Annotated in this window: 19 protein-coding genes; 12 read left to right on the top strand and 7 right to left on the bottom strand. The window is 64.4% G+C overall.

Features of this window, described 5'->3' with window-relative positions; all coding sequences use genetic code 11:
* Positions 1 to 9 precede the first annotated feature (9 nt).
* The 5 genes from NJ75_RS06950 (at position 10) to NJ75_RS06970 (ending at position 4,488) form a co-directional block, all read left to right on the top strand.
* The gene (locus tag NJ75_RS06950) at positions 10 to 969 is read left to right on the top strand and encodes a hypothetical protein (RefSeq protein WP_039332808.1); all 960 of its coding nucleotides are present in this window, start codon (positions 10 to 12) and stop codon (positions 967 to 969) included.
* Complete coding sequence (gene tolB / locus NJ75_RS06955; protein ID WP_039332810.1) at positions 966 to 2,345, top strand: Tol-Pal system beta propeller repeat protein TolB; 1,380 nt, start codon at positions 966 to 968, stop codon at positions 2,343 to 2,345. Before NJ75_RS06950 ends, tolB begins: the two co-directional genes overlap by 4 nt.
* Positions 2,346 to 2,437: 92 nt before the next feature.
* The gene (gene pal / locus NJ75_RS06960) at positions 2,438 to 2,956 is read left to right on the top strand and encodes a peptidoglycan-associated lipoprotein Pal (RefSeq protein WP_039332812.1); all 519 of its coding nucleotides are present in this window, start codon (positions 2,438 to 2,440) and stop codon (positions 2,954 to 2,956) included.
* A 109-nt stretch (positions 2,957 to 3,065) separates the two neighbouring features.
* Positions 3,066 to 3,599, top strand: coding sequence for a J domain-containing protein (locus NJ75_RS06965; protein ID WP_039332814.1), 534 nt, complete (start codon positions 3,066 to 3,068; stop codon positions 3,597 to 3,599).
* Position 3,600: 1 nt separating this feature from the next.
* Complete coding sequence (locus tag NJ75_RS06970) at positions 3,601 to 4,488, top strand: phytanoyl-CoA dioxygenase family protein (protein ID WP_039332816.1); 888 nt, start codon at positions 3,601 to 3,603, stop codon at positions 4,486 to 4,488.
* On the opposite strand, the gene NJ75_RS06975 is transcribed toward NJ75_RS06970, so the two are convergent.
* Genes NJ75_RS06975 through NJ75_RS06990 form a run of 4 tightly spaced genes read right to left on the bottom strand, consistent with a single transcriptional unit; the run spans position 4,406 to position 7,301 of the window.
* Positions 4,406 to 5,608: a CCA tRNA nucleotidyltransferase gene (locus NJ75_RS06975; RefSeq protein WP_039332817.1), complete on the bottom strand. Its 1,203-nt coding sequence runs from the start codon at positions 5,606 to 5,608 to the stop codon at positions 4,406 to 4,408. The genes NJ75_RS06970 and NJ75_RS06975 overlap by 83 nt on opposite strands.
* Positions 5,601 to 6,203, bottom strand: a complete 603-nt coding sequence (locus NJ75_RS06980) for a CoA pyrophosphatase (RefSeq protein WP_039332819.1) — start codon at positions 6,201 to 6,203, stop codon at positions 5,601 to 5,603. Before NJ75_RS06980 ends, NJ75_RS06975 begins: the two co-directional genes overlap by 8 nt.
* Positions 6,200 to 6,769: a DUF1285 domain-containing protein gene (locus NJ75_RS06985; RefSeq protein ID WP_039332821.1), complete on the bottom strand. Its 570-nt coding sequence runs from the start codon at positions 6,767 to 6,769 to the stop codon at positions 6,200 to 6,202. Before NJ75_RS06985 ends, NJ75_RS06980 begins: the two co-directional genes overlap by 4 nt.
* A gap of 22 nt (positions 6,770 to 6,791) precedes the next feature.
* Positions 6,792 to 7,301 (bottom strand): GNAT family N-acetyltransferase, encoded by a 510-nt coding sequence (locus NJ75_RS06990; RefSeq protein WP_039332933.1) that lies wholly within the window; start codon positions 7,299 to 7,301, stop codon positions 6,792 to 6,794.
* A 239-nt stretch (positions 7,302 to 7,540) separates the two neighbouring features.
* Between NJ75_RS06990 and NJ75_RS06995 the strand changes: the two genes are divergently transcribed.
* Genes NJ75_RS06995 through NJ75_RS23715 form a run of 3 tightly spaced genes read left to right on the top strand, consistent with a single transcriptional unit; the run spans position 7,541 to position 10,093 of the window.
* Complete coding sequence (locus NJ75_RS06995; protein WP_039332823.1) at positions 7,541 to 8,950, top strand: cytochrome ubiquinol oxidase subunit I; 1,410 nt, start codon at positions 7,541 to 7,543, stop codon at positions 8,948 to 8,950.
* Positions 8,947 to 9,945, top strand: a complete 999-nt coding sequence (gene cydB, locus NJ75_RS07000) for a cytochrome d ubiquinol oxidase subunit II (protein ID WP_039332824.1) — start codon at positions 8,947 to 8,949, stop codon at positions 9,943 to 9,945. The genes NJ75_RS06995 and cydB overlap by 4 nt, the downstream gene beginning before the upstream one ends.
* Complete coding sequence (locus NJ75_RS23715) at positions 9,932 to 10,093, top strand: DUF2474 domain-containing protein (protein WP_082013299.1); 162 nt, start codon at positions 9,932 to 9,934, stop codon at positions 10,091 to 10,093. Before cydB ends, NJ75_RS23715 begins: the two co-directional genes overlap by 14 nt.
* Here the strand turns inward: NJ75_RS23715 and NJ75_RS07005 are convergent.
* Entirely contained in the window at positions 10,074 to 11,468 is a 1,395-nt protein-coding gene (locus NJ75_RS07005; RefSeq protein WP_039332826.1) for a helix-turn-helix domain-containing protein, read from the bottom strand. The two genes, NJ75_RS23715 and NJ75_RS07005, sit on opposite strands and share 20 nt — an antisense overlap.
* A gap of 146 nt (positions 11,469 to 11,614) precedes the next feature.
* Between NJ75_RS07005 and NJ75_RS07010 the strand changes: the two genes are divergently transcribed.
* The 3 genes from NJ75_RS07010 to NJ75_RS07015 all read left to right on the top strand — a co-directional run bounded on the left by NJ75_RS07010 (position 11,615) and on the right by NJ75_RS07015 (position 16,025).
* Positions 11,615 to 13,210, top strand: a complete 1,596-nt coding sequence (locus NJ75_RS07010; RefSeq protein WP_039332828.1) for an isocitrate lyase — start codon at positions 11,615 to 11,617, stop codon at positions 13,208 to 13,210.
* A 120-nt stretch (positions 13,211 to 13,330) separates the two neighbouring features.
* The gene (locus tag NJ75_RS24720; protein WP_011444689.1) at positions 13,331 to 13,489 is read left to right on the top strand and encodes a hypothetical protein; all 159 of its coding nucleotides are present in this window, start codon (positions 13,331 to 13,333) and stop codon (positions 13,487 to 13,489) included.
* A gap of 172 nt (positions 13,490 to 13,661) precedes the next feature.
* Entirely contained in the window at positions 13,662 to 16,025 is a 2,364-nt protein-coding gene (locus tag NJ75_RS07015; protein WP_039332829.1) for a putative bifunctional diguanylate cyclase/phosphodiesterase, read from the top strand.
* Here NJ75_RS07015 and purQ read toward each other — a convergent pair.
* Together purQ and purS are read right to left on the bottom strand one after the other, a co-directional pair.
* On the bottom strand, positions 16,022 to 16,699 hold the full coding sequence (gene purQ, locus NJ75_RS07020; protein ID WP_039332831.1) for a phosphoribosylformylglycinamidine synthase subunit PurQ: 678 nt from the start codon (positions 16,697 to 16,699) through the stop codon (positions 16,022 to 16,024). The genes NJ75_RS07015 and purQ overlap by 4 nt on opposite strands.
* Before the next feature lie 17 nt (positions 16,700 to 16,716).
* The gene (purS, locus tag NJ75_RS07025; RefSeq protein ID WP_039332834.1) at positions 16,717 to 16,950 is read right to left on the bottom strand and encodes a phosphoribosylformylglycinamidine synthase subunit PurS; all 234 of its coding nucleotides are present in this window, start codon (positions 16,948 to 16,950) and stop codon (positions 16,717 to 16,719) included.
* Between the two features lie 383 nt (positions 16,951 to 17,333).
* Here purS and NJ75_RS07030 point away from each other — a divergent pair, with 383 nt between their 5' ends.
* Positions 17,334 to 17,939 carry a TetR/AcrR family transcriptional regulator gene (locus NJ75_RS07030; RefSeq protein ID WP_062342225.1) on the top strand — a complete coding sequence of 202 codons (606 nt, stop codon included), beginning with the start codon at positions 17,334 to 17,336 and terminating at the stop codon, positions 17,937 to 17,939.
* The last annotated feature ends 35 nt before the right edge of the window (positions 17,940 to 17,974 follow it).

Below are 17,974 nucleotides of genomic sequence, written 5' to 3' on the forward strand. Positions count from 1 at the left end.
TCAGAAGCGATGCGCGATCCTACCGCAGGAGGACTCTCGAAGCAGGAAGGCGCAGGGCTGGCCATTGCCGCGCTGGCTCACGCGGGCCTGCTCGGCTTCCTCATGCTTTCCCCACCGGGCAAGACGGTGAAGCCACCGCCGCAGCGCATGGAAGTGACGTTCTCCGAAGAGATTGCCGATCAGTCGACCTCGCCCGACCCCATGGCCGAGGCGGCGCCTGACGTTGCGCCCGAACTGGGCGAGCCCGCGCCTGAGCCGGTTGCGCAACCGCAGCCGCTGCCTGAGCCGCCCAGACCCGTTCCACCGCCGCCGCAACCGCAGCCCAAGCCGGTGCCCGCGCCGCCCAAGCCCGCGCCCAAGCCGCAGCCGCAACCAAAGCCTGCACCGCCCAAACCGGCGCCGCCAAGGCCTGCTCCTCCGAAGCCCGCTCCTGCAAAGCCGGCTCCGGCCAAGCCTGCGCCAGCGAAACCGGCGGCGAAGCCTGCACCGGCGAAGGCCACGACGCCAAAGTCCGGTTCCGGTGATACCAGCCCCCGCCGCAGGCCGGATGCTCCCACGGGCGGTTCGCGAATCGGCTCGGACTTTCTGAAAGGCATTCCCGGCTCCACCAAGCCGGGAACAGCAAAGACGGCCCCTGCAGCAACGATAGGACCCGAGGTCAGGTCGTCGCTGGCGGGCGCGATTTCGCGCCAGATCAAGCCGCACTGGGCGGCGCCCCAGGGCGTCGACGCCGACAAGCTGGTGACTATCCTGGCCTGGGACCTCAACCCGGATGGCAGCCTCGCCGGTCGCCCTCGCGTCGTCGATCAGCAGGGCATTACCCCCGCCAACGAGGCGCAAGCCAAACGGCATGCCGAGCAGGCGATTCGCGCTGTGCAATTGGCCGCTCCGTTCGATCTGCCAGATACCTACTATTCCGGCTGGAAGCGCGTTGCCGCCTTCCGCTTTGACAGGAAGTTGTCCCAATGAAGATGCGTTCCCTTGTTGTTGCCGCAGGGCTTGTCTCGGTGCCTGCGCTCGTCGCTGCACAGCAGACTGCGCTTCCTTCCTCCACTGCGGCGCAGGCCTCTGCCGACGAAGGGCTGACCGGCTCTGTCTCCGATGAGAACGAATGGCAGGACCTCGGCATTGCCATCCCGTCCTTTCCCACCAACGCCTCGGTCGCCACCGCAGCCGAAGGCGGCAACACCGAAGCGCTCGGCCGCAATGTCGCGCGCGTCGTCTACAACGACCTGCGCAACAACGGTCTGTTCAAGCCGGTCGGTCCCGATCAGCTTCCCGAAGTCGCCTTCCCGCAAGTCGCTGCGCCGACGTTCGACACCTGGCGCGGGCGTTCGGCTGAAATGCTGGTACAAGGCTTCGTCAAGGCGAACGAAGATGGCCGCCTCACAGTCGGCTGCTATCTCTATGACGTTGCGCTCGGGTCCGAACTCGCGCGGCAGGGCTATGTCGTCAAGCCTGAGGAATGGCGGCGCGCCGCGCACAAGTGCGCCGACATGGTCTATTCGCGCCTCTCCGGCGAAAGCCCGTTCTTCGACAGCAAGATTGCCTACATTGCCGAGACCGGCCCCAAGGACCGTCGCCGCAAGCAACTTGCGATCATGGATTCCGATGGCGCCAACCATCGCTTCATCACCAACGGGCAGGCGACGGCGCTTACCCCGCGCTATTCCCCTGACTACAGCCGGATCGTCTACTTGAGCTACCTGAACGGTGCGCCGCGCATCTACGTCTACAACGTCGGCACCGGCCAGCAGACGCTGGTAACCTCAAGCACCAATCCCACTTTCGCCCCACGCTGGTCGCCCGATGGCAAGTGGATCCTCTATTCGATGGCCATCGCCGGCAACACAGACATCTATCGCGTGCCCGCCACTGGCGGCCAGTCGACACGTCTCACCGACAGCCCCGGCATCGACGTCGGCGGCTCGTACTCGCCCGATGGCAGCAAGATCGTCTTCGAAAGCGACCGTTCGGGCAGCCAGCAGCTTTACGTGATGGACGCGGACGGCTCGAACCAGAAGCGCATCAGTTTCTTCGGAGGTCGCGCCGCCACGCCGGAATGGTCGCCACGTGGAGACCAGATCGCCTTTACCCATATCGGCGGCAACTTCCGTATCGCTGTGACCGACCCGTACGGCAAGGGCATGCGGTTCCTCACGGATTCGTGGCAGGATGAAGCCCCGACGTGGTCGCCCAACGGCCGTATCGTGCAATTCTTCCGCACCGAGCGCGGCAGCGGCAAGACCGGCATCTGGCAAGTCGACCTGACTGGTCGAAATGAACGGAAACTCAACACGCCGGTTGATGGTTCAGACCCTGCATGGGGGCCGGTTCTGCCCTGACCCTGCCTTGGCAAGGGCGATTTGCGCCCTTGTCAATTCATCGCTGAAACTGCACCTTGCGTCGCCATCTCTCCCCCTCTCTCCCAAGGAGAATGCCCATGACCCGTCCGATCCTGATTGCCGGCCTTGCTGCTCTCACGCTTGGCCTCGGTGCCTGCGCATCGAAGCCCAAGCAGCTTCCGCCTGAGCCCGGTGCCACCACGACAACGCAGACGACCCCGCAGACTACGCAGCCGACCGGCCCGGTTCCCGGCAGCCAGGCCGATTTCGTGGCGTCGGTCATCTCCGACACCGTGAACTTCGATACGGACCGCTACAACATCGACGCATCCGACCAGGGCATCCTGCAAAGCCAGGCCTCGTGGCTGGCCCGCTATCCGGCCAAGGCCATCACCATCGAAGGCCACTGCGACGAGCGCGGCACGCGCGACTACAACATTGCGCTGGGTGAACGCCGCGCCAATGCGGCCAAGAACTACCTGGTCAGCCTCGGCGTAGATCCATCGCGGATCACGGTTGTCAGCTATGGCAAGGAACGCCCGCTGGCGCTTGGTTCGGACGAGGATTCGTGGGCGCGCAACCGCCGCGCGGTCACCGTCACGGTCAACTGATCACCCGACAATGCAGGCAAGGCCCGAACCCCGCCAGGTTCGGGCCTTTCGCATTGCCGGCACCACACCCATCTTGACCTTTCCTGCGGGTTTGGCTTGGGATTGAGGCATGGCACGCAATACACGATCGTCTGACTGGGGCTTCCCGCGCTGGCGTGGCTACGGCAGCGCCTTCGAGGCTGCGCCAGTGCGGCTGTGCGACCGTGCGGGATGCGACCAGAAGGGCGATTGCCCGGCGCCCAAGTCCCCCAACAACCCTGAACGCTGGTATTTCTGTCAGCAGCACGCGGCGGAATACAATCAGGGCTGGAACTACTTCGAAGGGCTGGACAAGGAAGAGGCCGAACGTCGCGAAGCCGAAGAGCGTGGCGAAGCCTCTGGTTTTCGCCAGGCTGCATGGGCCGAATGGGGCGGTTCTGGCGATGGCACGCGCAGCCGGGACGAACTGCGCGCCCTCGAAACCCTTGGCCTCGATCCGGATGCCGATTTCGACGCGGTGAAGAAGGCCTGGCGCTCCAGGGCCAAGGAAGTCCACCCCGATGTGCGGCCCGGCGACAAGGCCGCGGCAGAGCAGTTCCAGAAGCTGCAGGTGTCCTACGAGGTGCTTCGTGCTGCCGAAGAACGTCGCGAGTGGAAGGGCTGAGATGACAGCAGGCATCTCGCGTTTCGGCGGAGAGGCCGCGGATGACGCTGCCGAGGCGTTATCAAGAGACGGGGTGGTTGCCCTCGAAGGGCTTTGGCCTGCGCAGCGGATTGACGAACTGGCCCTGGCCCTGCGCCAATCCATTCCCGGCGCGTTCGACACGCGCGCTCCGCTCCCGGAGGACATCTGGGTGGTTGGCACGAAGCGGATCAACGGCCTTGTCCCGATCGCCGGCAGGATGGCGGGCTGCATCGACCTTCTGCAAAACCCGGCGCTGCTTGCCTTGCTGGACAAAGCCCTGGGCAACAATTGGGTCTACGAATCCTTCGGCGTCATCAGCTCCTTTCCGGGTTCCACGGTGCAGAAGCTGCACTCCGACAGTCCGCATCTGTTCGAGGACAAGACGATTGCAGCGATGCTGCCGCCATTTGCGCTGACGATTTCCATCCCGCTCGTCGATGTTGACGAAGTCAACGGCTCGACCGAATTCCTGCCGGGCACGCACCGTATCTTGCAATCACCTGATAGTGCAGATGGCTCGGTGTGGAACGCCGTGCTGCGCGGCAATTGCATGATCTGGGATTTCCGGGTCCGGCATCGCGGACAGCCCAACAGCAGCGCCGAGCCACGGCCCATGTTCTACGCAACTGCCTGCCGCGCCTTCTGGCAGGATTCCACCAACTTCGTGCCGGATGCGCGCAAGCTTGTCATCGGGCGGGACGCGCGGGCAAGGATCGCTGCCGATCGCCACAGGCATTTCGCGCGGGCCAGGCCGATGCCTGGCGTTGTCAGCGCGGCTCAGACCTTCAACCGCCTTGTGCGCTGGTATGCGCCACGATTTCATCGAGCATTGCGAAGACTTGCCCGGCGTCCGGAAACTGCGCTTTGATCCACCGCGCTTCCACCTGACGAAGAATGCGCGCGACCTCCGGGCCCGCCTTTATGCCGCGGGCAACAATGTCTCCGCCCTTGATCGGCAGTTGGGGCACGTTCCACCCCTCCAGCGGAGCCGTTGCCTGACCTGCCAGCAGCAGCCGGTCACGCGCTTCCTCGATACCCACGCGGTAGGCAAGGGCACGCGCATCGGTCTCTTCGCCGTCGCGGGCGGCAGCAATGGCAAGCCGCTTGCGCTGGGCAATGGAAAGGCGCAGTCGGGCGGCAACCTGTTCGGCCAGAGCCGGGCCCGCCGGCAGGAGCGCGGCAAGACGACGCAGTGCCACGGCCTGCGCTCCGGCAGCCTGCTCGTTGTCGATAAGGGTATCCAGCAATGCCAGGCCAGCCTCGGTTGCCTCTGGCAGGACATGGGCCAGAACGCCGAGTTCGGCCATGCGACGGACGGTCGGCGCGGGATCTGGCAGGCCCAGCAGGTTCATCAGCTCCCAGCCGACACGTTCGCGAGAAAGCCCTTTCAATCCCGCGGCAAGCTCGGAAACGGCTTCCTCTGAAGCCTTGTCTGCGGGAATGGAGCCAAAGCGGGCCTGAAAGCGGAAGTAACGCAGGATGCGCAGGTAATCTTCGCGGATGCGCTCGCGGGCATCGCCAATGAAACGCACCTGCCGATTGGCCAGATCCGCAAGGCCGCCGTGATAGTCGAACAGTTCCAGGCTGCGCGGATCGGCGTAAAGCGCGTTGATCGTGAAATCCCGGCGGGCTGCATCGTCGCGCCAGTCGGTGGAAAATGCCACCGTCGCATGGCGGCCATCGGTGGAAACGTCGCGACGCAGCGTGGTGATCTCGACCGTGCCACCGTCGAGAACCGCAGTGATCGTGCCATGGGCAATGCCCGTCGGCACGGCCTTGATCCCCGCCTGGCCCAGCCGGGCGGCGGTTTCCTCTGGCAGCAGCGTCGTGGCCATGTCTACGTCTTTCGGGGCATGGCCGAGAATCGTGTCGCGCACCACGCCGCCCACCCACCGGCAGTTGCCCTCGGCATGCGGATCGAGCGCGGTTACAAGGGCGGCGAGGTCCTCGCGTCTTGTCCACGCAGCGGCGGGCAGGCGCTCAGTCATGCCAGCTGATCCGCTTGGCCAGGTTGGAAATGATCGCCGCCGTCACGCCCCATATGCGATGCTCGTTCCAAAGGATCTCGATGAAGCGCCCCTTGCGCCCGTTCCATTCCGCCGATTGCCAGACATGCCGCATCGGGTCGAGCAGGAAGCCCAAAGGGGGCTCGAACCAGCTCGCCACTTCCGCTGGATTGGGTTGAAGCGGCAGATCCGGCGGCACCAGCGCCAGCACGGGCGTGATGTCATAACCCGTGCCCGTGCGGAACCGGTCGGTTTCGCCGATCACGGACACGTCTTCCGGCCGGATGCCCAATTCCTCGTTGGCTTCGCGCAGGGCTGCCTCGACCGGGGTCTCGCCGGGATCGAGCTTGCCGCCCGGAAAAGCGGCTTGTCCCGGATGCGCGCGCATGTGCGAAGGCCGGTGGATCAGGAGAACCCCGGGGCCATCCGGATGGTTCTGTCGCTCGGTCACCGCAATCAGTACAGCGGCAGGGCGCAAACCGTGCTCGGGCAGTGGGCGCCAGTCTTCGTAGAGCTCCTTGGCAGGCTCCCGGTGTCCTTCGGCATACAGGTCCGTAAGCCTTGTCAGCAAATTCATGTGCCGGGCACCAGCACGAAGCGGTGGCCAAGACTTTCCACGGCAAGGTCAGCGCTGCCCAGCGACAGGGCATGATCGATGAGCTGTCCGTAGGTGCTGCGGTTGAGCCGGGCCTCTGTTCCGTTTCGGACGGCGAGGTAAAAGGCCGGGATCTCAGCCGTGCCCGAAACCCGCAGCGGATGGTCCGGCCCGCAGACCACCAGATCGTCGCTATTGAGCCGGAAAGCCAATGCCGTGCGCCCCTCGGGGTCCAGCTTGGCCTGCATGTCAGTCGCCAGGAAGGCGGCGTCCTCCACAGCGATCGCCAGCTTCTGGAACGGCGTTACCAGCCAGTGCTGGCCCCGCTCGTCGCGCGTCAACAGCGAGGAAAACGCGCGCACCATTGCTGGACGCCGGATTTCGCCACCCTGATGGAACCAGCGGCCATCTGCGGCGATGCGCATTTCGCTGTCTCCGATCTCCTGCGGGCTCCACTGGTCGATGGGCGGCAGCTTGCGCGCAGCAACCTGCGCAGCAAGTTCGGCAAGGCTCAAGGATGCGAGTTCGGGCGGGGGAGTGTAAGGCACCGTTTGCCGATGCCAGATCGGATCAGCGCCGCCAAGGCCCCAACATGCCCTCTTGCGGCAGGACGGCAGGATTGGCGGTGCGGCACAGCAGGCGATGCTGCTCGTACGGCCCCGGCAGGCGCCATCCGCCAGTCTGGGCGTTGCTGAAGCCGAAGAAGCGCTCGTAATACTCGGGATCGCCGATCAGCACTTGCGGCAGCGGCGCGCGCGGATCGATCGCGGTAAGCGCCGCCGTCATCAGCGCCTTGCCGAAGCCTTCGCCCTGAAGATGCGGCATGACCGCCACCGGGCCGACCATGATCATCGGATGCATGCGGCCACTGTCATCGGTGAGCGCCACCGGCCAGCACTGGATCGTGCCCGCCAGCATGTCCTCGTCGTCGAGCGCGGCGAACGACAGGTTTGGCAGCCATTCCATGCCCTCGCGCACCTTGTAGGCGGTTCGCTGGTGCCGTGTCGGCTCGAACGCAGCATCGAGCAACTGCTCGATCAGCGCGGGATCGACATCGGCAAGCGGGATGATCTTGGACAACGGCGGTGCTTTCTTCGGCCCTGCGAAGGCGGGCGGGATGCGCGCCGATAGCCCCCAAGGCCACATGCTGCAAGTTTGGAGGAACGGCGCGCTTGCACAGCGGTTTTCAGGATGCAGAAACTGCAAGCGCTGCTTCGGGAATATCACTTTAGCTCATGCTCATATATGGCTAGGAAGTGATTGAGGCGCCACGAGAAGACGCCCGATCCCGTGCAGGGGAGATAAACGTGTTCGCAGGTATGGACAGCCAAACGGCCGCGCTGGTTCTGGCGCGTATGCAGTTCGCCTTCACGGTGAGCTTCCACTTCATCTTCCCGGCTTTTTCGATCGGCCTCGCCAGCTATCTCGCCGTGCTTGAGGCGCTCTGGCTGAAGACCGGCAAGCAGCTTTATCTCGACCTGTTCCGCTACTGGCTGAAGATCTTCTCCGTCGCCTTCGCGATGGGCGTGGTCTCGGGTCTGGTCATGTCCTACCAGTTCGGCACCAACTGGTCGGTCTTTTCCGACAAGGTCGGCGGCGTGATCGGGCCCCTCATGGCCTACGAGGTTCTCACCGCCTTCTTCCTCGAGGCTGGCTTCCTTGGCGTGATGCTGTTCGGCATGAACCGGGTAGGTAGGGGACTGCACTTCGCCGCCACGCTGATGGTGGCCATCGGCACCTTCATTTCGGCGTTCTGGATTCTCTCGGTCAATTCCTGGATGCAGACGCCGACCGGCTTCGAGATGGGACCGAACGGCGAGTTCCTGCCCGGTCCAAGCTGGGCGGCGATCATCTTCAACCCCAGCTTCCCCTATCGCCTCGTCCACACCGTGATTGCTGCATACCTGACCACGGCTTTCGTCGTCGGCGCAGTCGGCGCGTGGCATTTGCTTCGTGACCGCGCAAACCTTCACGCCCGCAAGATGTTCTCGATGGCGATGTGGATGGCCGCAATCGTCGCGCCGGTGCAGATCTTCGTCGGCGACATGCATGGCCTCAACACGCTCGAGCACCAGCCCGCCAAGGTCATGGCCATGGAAGGGCACTACCAGTCCCACCCTGAAGGCGCACCGCTCTACCTGTTCGGCATTCCAAACGACAAGGACCAGAAGCTCGATTACGCCATCGGCATCCCCAAGGCCTCGAGCCTTGTCCTGAAGCATGATCCCGACGCCCCCCTCGCGGGACTGGACACCATCGCGCCGCACAACCGGCCGCCGGTGTGGATCGTTTTCTGGTCATTCCGCATCATGGTCGGCCTCGGTTTTCTCATGCTCGGCCTCGGCCTGTGGAGCCTGCTCGCCCGCACGCGCAAGAAGTTGTACGACTGGCCGCTGCTCCACCGCCTTGCCGTGCTGATGGGGCCCTCGGGCTTTATCGCAGTGATCGCCGGTTGGGTGACGACCGAGGTCGGCCGCCAGCCCTGGACAGTCTACGGCCTGCTGCGCACCGCAGATTCAGTCAGCCCGATCGCCGCGCCTGCCGTCGCCACCTCGCTCGCCGCCTTCGTCGTCGTCTACTTCGCGGTCTTCGGCATCGGCACGTGGTACATCCTGCATCTCATGAAGGACGCGCCACATCCGCACGAGCCGGGCCCGGAACAGGAAGAGCGCGCCCCGATCCGCTCTGCCGGGATCACGCCCGCCCAGCAGCAGGAGGAAGTGCAATGATCGACCTCACTGTCATCTGGGCCCTGATCATCGCCTTCGCCGTGCTGATGTATGTCGTGATGGACGGTTTCGACCTCGGCATCGGCATCCTCTTCCCGTGGTTTGACGAAGGCGCCGAGCGCGATCAGGCGATGAATGCCATCGCCCCGGTGTGGGACGGCAACGAGACCTGGCTGGTGCTGGGCGGAGGAGGGCTGCTCGCCGCCTTCCCGCTGGCCTATGCGATCATCCTGCCGGCGACCTACCCGTTGATCATCGCCATGCTCCTCGGCCTCGTCTTCCGCGGCGTCGCTTTCGAGTTCCGCTGGCGCGATCCCCGCCATCGCGCGTTCTGGGACCGTGCCTTCTTCGCCGGCTCGCTTGTCGCGGCCCTCGCACAAGGCATCACCCTCGGCGCGCTGCTGCAGGGCATCCACGTTGAGGGGAGGGCCTATGCCGGGGGCTGGCTCGACTGGCTGTCACCCTATTCGCTCCTGACCGGTGCGGGAGTTGTCGCGGGCTATGCGCTGCTCGGCGCCTGCTGGCTGGCGATCAAGGTCGAGGGCAGCGCCGAGGACAAGGCCTTCGCCTTCGCCCGCCGCGCCGCATGGGCCACGCTGGCGCTCATGGCTGCTGTCAGCCTCGCCACGCCGTTCCTTGCGGGGCAGTACTTCCAGCGTTGGTTCACCGAACCGATGGTCTTCTGGCTTACACCGGTTCCGCTGGCGACGGCAGCACTCGCCATCTCGCTCCTGCGCTCGCTCCAACAGCGTCACGCCGTGCGTCCGTTCCTCTACGCGCTCGGCCTGTTCCTGCTCGGCATGATCGGGCTGGGCGTCTCGATGTGGCCATGGGTCGTGCCACAGAGCATTTCGATCTGGGACGCTGCCGCGCCGGAGCGCTCACAGGTCTTCATGCTGATCGGCGTCGGCCTGATCATGCCGCTGATCCTCGCCTATACGGGCTGGGCCTACTGGGTCTTCCGGGGCAAGGTGGGCGAACATGGCTATCATTGACCCCCGCCTCGATGGCGCGGAGCGGGCCGAGGCAAAGCCCCTGTGGCAGCGTCTGGGCTGGATGGCGGCGATCTGGCTGGGGAGCGTGGCTGCGCTCGGCGCTGTCGCCATAGTCATCCGCTACTGGCTCAACTCTCCGCAAAGCTGAACGGTTCGGCCCCGCGCCGGTAGTCGTCGGGCAGGATCTCGCGCCCGATCGGCGGCTCGGCCCGCGCCGTGCATTGCGCGCGATGGCACAGCCGGCAGGTCACCCCGATCGGCGTTGCCTCCACCGCCTTTGGGTCGGCCCCCGCCGCATAGACGAGTCGCGGTGCGTGCTCGGCCGCACAGGCCAGCGCGATCGCGCGCGTCCATCGCGCCCGACCGAACCCGCCACCGCCCGAAGTCACCGTCCGCGCCAGCGAGAAAAAGCGCTGCCCGTCCGGCAGCTCCACCCACTGCGTCACGATCTCGCCCGGGGTGCGGAAGCATTCGTGCACGCTCCACAGCGGACATCCGCCGCCATGCGCCGCAAAGGGAAAGCCCGCGCCGTCCAGCCGTTTCGACACATTGCCCGCCGTATCGACGCGGATGAAGAAGAACGGCACGCGCTCCTGCCCTGGCCGGTTGAGCGTGGTCAGCCGGTGCGCCACCTGCTCGAAACTCGCGCCGAACTGCCCGGACAGCGCTTCGATGTCGTACCTGCGGGCATCCACTGCCCGCGCGAACCGGTCATAGGGCATCACCAGCGCCGCCGCCGCGTAGCCCGCCAGCGCCCGCCGCACCAATTGCGCCGCCGTCTCGCTGGCAAAGCTTTCCCCCCGAATCACGCCCGCGATCTCACCCCGCAGCGCGGTGTAGGAAATGTGCTGCATCAGTTGCCAGGCGCGGCCAGAAGGCGACAGCGTGTCATCAATCAGCAATTGCTCGTTGTGCCGGTCATATCTGCGCACCGCATCCATCATTACGTCTGGCGGGAGAAAGCGCACCCGCACTCCGCGCAGCCGCAGCCACTCTGCCGCGCCGCCCGCCTTCGCGATTTCGTCCGACAGTTCCTCGGCCTTCGCATCGATTGCCGGGAAATAGTTGCGCCGCGCTGCCACAAAGCGGCGTGCCTCGCCCACCGGATCGCTCGCCCCGGTCCCTGGAACAGCACTTCGCTGCTCGGCCAATGCCTGCTGCTCGCGCTGCCACGCACCGTAAAGCCGCAGCAGGGCCTCGGTCACCCCGGGAAAGCTGGCCGCCACGTCCGACACTTCCAGTGCCGGCAGGTCGATGTCGTTGAAGATCGGATCGCGCAAGGCATCGGTCAGTCGCCGCGCATAATCGTCGCGCTCGTCGCTGGCGAGGTTCGCCATGTCCAGCTTGTAGGCCCGCGCCAGGCGCAGCAGCAAGTCGGCAGTCAGCGGCCTCTGGTTCCGTTCGATCAGCGCGATGTAGCTTGGCGAAATACCCAGCTCGTCCGCCATCGCCTGCTGTGTCAGCCCCAGTTCGCGACGGATGCGCTTGAGCCGAGGTCCAAGGTACAACGGTTTTGTCGACACTTCACACGCCTCTTGTAGTGACTGCACAACTTTACAAGCATATCCTGTAAAGTTTGACAACATCACTCCGCGCGCCGTTCCGCTTCATCGATTCGCGCGTTACCCCGATCTCACACAGACGCACACCACGTGAGGGAACACGGGACATGACCTACCACAGCAAGATCGTCGAAGCAGGCAAGGCCATCGCGCCTTTCGCCCAGACCTGGGATGGCATCGAGCCCGAGAGCGTGGCCCGCATGCGCCTGCAGAACCGCTTCCACACCGGCCTCGACATCGCCCGCTACACCGCGAAGATCATGCGCCGCGATATGGAAGCTTATGACGCTGATCCGGCGAATTACACGCAGTCGCTCGGCTGCTGGCACGGTTTCATCGGCCAGCAGAAGATGATCTCCATCAAGAAGCACTTCGGCACCACCAAGGGCCGCTACCTCTATCTTTCTGGCTGGATGGTCGCCGCGCTGCGCAGCGAATTCGGCCCGCTGCCCGACCAGTCGATGCACGAGAAGACCAGTGTTCCGGCGCTGATCGAGGAACTCTACACCTTCCTCAAGCAGGCTGACGCTCGCGAGCTCGGCATGCTGTTCCGCGATCTCGATGCTGCCAAGAAGGCGGGCGACGCGGTCAATACCCACCGCCTTCTGCACAAGATCGACGAATTCGAAACCCACGTGGTTCCGATCATCGCAGATATCGACGCAGGCTTCGGCAATGCGGAGGCGACCTACCTGCTCGCCAAGAAGTTCATCGAAGCAGGCGCCTGCTGCATCCAGATCGAAAACCAGGTCTCGGACGAAAAGCAGTGCGGCCACCAGGACGGCAAGGTCACCGTTCCGCACGAGGACTTCCTCGCGAAGATCCGCGCGGTCCGCTACGCCTTCATGGAACTCGGCGTCGATGACGGCGTGATCGTTGCCCGCACCGACAGCCTTGGCGCTGGCCTCACCAAGCAGATCGCCTTCGTCAAGGAGCCGGGCGACCTCGGCGACCAGTACAACAGCTTCCTCGATTGCGAGGAGGTCGATGCCGCCAACCTCGGCCACGGCGACGTGCTGATCGCTCGCGACGGCAAGCTGATGCGGCCGAAGCGCCTGCCTTCGAACCTCTACCAGTTCCGCAGTGGAACCGGCGAGGACCGCTGCGTGCTCGATTGCATCACTTCGCTTCAGAACGGCGCGGACCTGCTGTGGATCGAGACCGAAAAGCCGCACATCGGCCAGATCGGCGGCATGGTCAGCCGCATCCGCGAAGTGATCCCGAACGCCAAGCTGGTCTACAACAACAGCCCGTCGTTCAACTGGACGCTGAACTTCCGCCAGCAGGTGTTCGACGCCTGGGAGGCCGAAGGACGTGACCTCTCGGCCTATGATCGGGCGAAGCTGATGAGCGTGGTCTATGACGGTAGTGCGCTCGCCGACGAAGCCGACGAGCGCATCCGTACTTTTCAGCGCGAAGCGAGCAAGCTGGCGGGCATATTCCACCACCTGATCACGCTACCGACCTATCACACTGCGGCGCTAAGCACCGACAATCTCGCCAAGGCATATTTCGGCGAACAAGGCATGCTCGGATACGTCAAGAATGTCCAGCGCGAGGAAATACGCCAGGGGATCGCTTGCGTGAAGCACCAGAACATGGCCGGCTCCGACATCGGTGACGACCACAAGGAATACTTCGCCGGTGAGGCCGCCCTCAAGGCTGGCGGCGCCCACAACACGATGAACCAGTTCGCCGCATAAGTTGCGAACTAAAGAAAGCCCCTCCCCTCAAGGGGAGGGGTTGGGGAGGGGTGTTCCCCCTCCCACCCAAGCAAATCCTCGCGGCAATCAAGCCTCGAAGATCCAAGAAGGAGACCCACCATGGCTGAACCTGCACGTGCCCGCGCGGTCCTCTCGACCGAGGACTTCAAGCTGATCCGCGAAGCCGTACTGCACTACCTGAAGGCAATCGAGGACCAGCCCGAATCGGTCAAGTTCTCGAACCTTTACCACCGGCTTGGCAGCGCCCTCGGTCGTTAACACTTCGCGGCGTTAACACTCTTCGCTGCCTGACAGGACCTTTCCTGGGGAGGAAAGTCCGGCCCGTCGCGCCTCAACCAAGGCGCGGCGGGCCTTTTTTGCGGGGTTGGTGGTGCGCCAAAGTTTACCGCTGCTTACGATTGGATAATGAATTCCTTGTAATTCAACCATTGTGACGAACCCGATCGCGCCCGAACCCGACGCTTTACCGGCGAAACTGCCGATCCTTGCCGTGATCGGATTGCGTGATCCGGCCGAAGGTGATTGGGGCAGGTTGCGAGGCTTGCAGTACTCCAGCCTCGCGAAGTTGACGTTCGCCCGGCTTGTCGCTCACGCAATGGCGGCTCTGCTCGTTGTGCAGACCTATGCTGGCGAAGTCCACGTCGCGTTTCTGGTCGGTTGGATGGCGCTGCTGGTTGGCGTCCTTATCTCCGGCGCAAGGTTCGATCGCACGCTTATCGATGCGGACCGGCGGAGGGTAAGCCGTCAGGAGATGCACCGGCAGACTATCAGCTCGCTATTCGTAGCGCTGATCTGGGCCATCCCCATGCTGGTCTTTTCCCCGTTCGGAGATCAGGCGCAGCGCATGACGCTGTGGACAGTCCTTGCCATGCTGATGACCGGCATGGCCGTGACATTTGCTGCCATGCCGATGGCTACGGTGATGTTCGGCGGGATTGTCGGTCTGTCGGGCGTGGCTGCATTCCTGTTCTGGGGGGAATACATCGCCGCAGCGGTCGCGGTCGCTTTCGTGCTCATCGTCAGCGTCGGCGGGGTAGAGGCCGCGCGCACTTTCTTGGGCGCGCGCGTCGCCGAGGCCGGCATGGCGGAGAAGGCCGAAGTCGTGTCGCTGCTGCTGCGCGAATTCGAGGAAGGAGATGCCGACTGGCTCTGGCAGGTCGATGCCAACCGCCGGGTCCGCTCGGTCAGCCCGCGTTTTGCCTTCGCGCTGGGCGAGGACCCCGAGGATGTCGATGGCAAGCCCCTGATCCAGCTTGTCGCAGGGCCAGCCTGGGATTCCGGCCACTTCCATTCCAGCCTCCACGATCTGGCCGAGCGTCTCAAGCGCCGCGAAAGCTTCTCCAACCTGCTTGTGCGCGTGTCGCTCCATGGCGGCTATCGCTGGTGGGAGCTTTCGGCCTCACCCAAGTTCGATGAAAACGGCACTTTCGTCGGCTTCCGCGGCGTTGGGTCGGACGTGACCGAGCAGCGCGAAAGCGCCGAAAAGATCGCCTACCTTGCGCGCTACGATACGCTGACCGGCCTGCCCAACCGCCTGATGCTGACCGAGGCCCTCGGCGAGGCGATGGGCTATGCCGAGAAGTGGCGCACGCGCTGCGCTTTCCTGATGATCGACCTCGACCGCTTCAAGGCGATCAACGATACGCTCGGCCACCTCGTCGGTGACCAGCTTCTTGCCCTCGTCTCGGATCGGCTCAAGCTGATCATGCAGGAAGGCGAGGTCTGCGGACGTCTGGGGGGCGACGAGTTCGCTGTCGTCATCCGCGATGCGGCCGACGAGGCGCGCGTCACCGATCTCAGCGTGGCAATCATCTCCACGCTCTCGCAGCCCTACGAGATCGATCACCACATGCTCTATGTCGGTGCCAGCGTCGGCTCGGCGATCGGGCCGCGTGATGGTTCGACGGTCGAGACCCTGCTGCGTAACGCCGACCTTGCGCTCTACCGCGCCAAAGATGAAGGCGGTGGGCGGCACTGTACTTACGAGCCTTCCCTCCACGCCCACGCCGAGGAACGCCGCAAGCTCGAATTCTCGCTGCGCCACGCGCTTGAGCGCAACGAGTTCTCGCTGATGTACCAGCCTGTCGTCGATGCGACGACCGAGCAGGTGCTGAGCTTCGAGGCGTTGATCCGGTGGAACAGCACCGAGCACGGCTTCGTCAGCCCGGCCAAGTTCATTCCGCTGGCCGAGGACACTCGCCTGATCGTTCCGATCGGTGATTGGGTCCTGCGTACTGCCTGCGCCGAGGCGAGGAACTGGCCCGAGCATGTCAAGATCGCGGTCAATGTGTCCGGCGAACAGTTGCTCGATCCCTACTTCGCCGAAACCGTCGTCGGCGCGCTCGCATCGACCGGCCTTTCGCCGCACCGGCTCGAGATCGAGGTGACCGAGAGCATCTTCGTGCGCGATGGTACTACGGCGCAGATGACGCTCGAGAACCTCATGGGCATCGGCTGCGGCGTCGCGCTCGACGATTTCGGCACCGGCTACTCGTCGCTGGGCTACCTCAGGAAGATGCGCTTCTCGACGATCAAGGTCGATCGCAGCTTCGTGCAGGGCGCGGCCAAGGACAATCCGGAGAGCCTTGCCATTGTCCGCGCCGTCGTGGCCATGGCCGACGCGCTGGAAATGTCGACGACGGCCGAGGGCGTCGAGACCGAGGCCGAACTCGAATGCATCCGCCGTCTCGGTGCCAAGAAGATCCAGGGCTACTACTTCGGCCGACCGATGAACCGGACCGACGCACTGGCCCTGTTTGGCCAGACCCGCTTCAAGGAGCGGGCCGCAGGTTAGGCGGCGACGAGCCCGCGCACGACACTTTCGAACAGCGCGCGGCCGTCCGAACCACCCTGCGCCGCTTCGATCATGCGCTCGGGGTGCGGCATCATGCCCAGCACGTTGCCGCGATCATTGAGGACGCCCGCGATGTTGCGCGCCGAGCCGTTGACGGCCTCTGCATAACGGAACGCGACGCGGCCTTCGCCTTCGAGCCGGTCCAGCGTCGCGTCGTCGGCGAAGAAGTTGCCGTCGTGGTGCGCGACGGGGATCGTGATCTGCTGGCCAGCGTCATAGCCCGCGGTGAACAGCGATTGGTTGTTCTCGACCGTCAGCTTCACGTCGCGGCAGACGAAGCGGATGCCGGCGTTGCGCATCAGCGCGCCGGGCAGGAGACCAGCCTCGGTCAGCACCTGGAAGCCGTTGCATACTCCGAGCACGGTCACGCCGCGCTCAGCCGCGCGCACTACCGCCTGCATCACCGGTGAGCGTGCCGCCATCGCGCCGGAGCGTAAGTAGTCGCCATAGGAGAAGCCACCGGGCAGGGCGATGAAATCGAGATTTTCAGGCAGGTCGGCATCGCCGTGCCAGACGCGATGGACCGTGCCGCCGCAGACCTGCTCGATCGCCACCGCCATGTCGCGATCGCAGTTCGAGCCGGGGAAGGTGATGACGGCGGAGGTGAAAGCCATGGCGCGGGTTCCTAAGCTCAGGCGGCCTTTTCGATGCGGTAGTTCTCGATCACCATGTTGGCGAGGAGCTTGCTGCACATCTCGTCAAGCGCTGCATCCGAAGTGGTGTCTGCCACGTCGAGTTCAATGACCCGCCCGGCGCGCACGTCGTTCACGCCTTCGAAACCAAGGCCTTCAAGCGCGTGGTGGATGGCGCGGCCTTGGGGGTCGAGGACGCCGTTCTTGAGGGTGACAATGACGCGGACCTTCATCGGCGGGGCCTTTCGGAACCTGAATGCTGGAGAATCTTGGGGGCGCCTATGCATCGGGAGAGCCAAAAGAGCAAGGCGAAGGGTTTACGGGGTTTACACTGTCCGGAGAAACTTCGGCAAAGGCACGCGGGCGCACTGAGGGATGGGCCGGGACCCCCGGTAAACCGCCAGTTTTCCGGATATAGCACAAAACGCTTACGTAGGAAAACGCTGAGACGAAGCCGCAGAAAGATGGCATCAAGGCCTTACTCCGCAAGGAGAAATCTCCTTTCGGTGGCAGGGCGGCCTGGACACCATAACTGCACCCCACGCAACGCATCCGGAAACCCTGCCACCGGACTTTTACCGCTTTACATGACTGACGTGTCAGTTATTTTGCGGCCATGCCACGAGTTACGCCAGCAGACAGACGCGAGCGCATTCTGGACGCTGCGCGCGAGGAATTTGCCGAACGGGGCTTTGCCGCCGCACGCATGGAGGACGTGGCCAGGCGCGTCGGCATCAGCCGCGCGGCGCTCTACCTCGCGTTCGACAGCAAGGACGCGCTGTTCCGTGCGCTGGTGTCGGAAGTCATCACCGAAATGATGCCGTCGCTGCTGCCGAGCGACTACGGCAGCCTGCCCGCGCCGGCATTGCTGCGCGCCTTCGTGAAGAACGCGATCAAGCGCATCGCCAGCCCGGAAATGGCCTTCCTGCCGCGCCTGATCGTGGGCGAGGGCCGCAATTTCCCCGAACTTGCCCGATTTTACCACGAAACCGCAATGATATGCATCCTTGGCGCGATCGAGCGGCTGATTGCCCATGGCATTGCCCGGGGCGAGTTTGCCTGCCCCGATCCGAAGACGGCGGCACAATGCGTGGCAGGAGGAATCATCTTTGCCGCACTGTGGCGCAACGTGTTCGAGCCGGTGGGAGCAGAGCCGCTGAACGTGGACTGGATGGCCGAGAACCAGGCGGCGTTGGTGCTTTACGGGCTGACGACCGGGTAGGGCGGGGAGCTGGGTGCTGGGGGCCTACCCCCGCC

Source organism: Novosphingobium subterraneum (genome assembly GCF_000807925.1).
In the GTDB taxonomy this organism is placed as follows: Bacteria; Pseudomonadota; Alphaproteobacteria; order Sphingomonadales; family Sphingomonadaceae; genus Novosphingobium; species Novosphingobium subterraneum.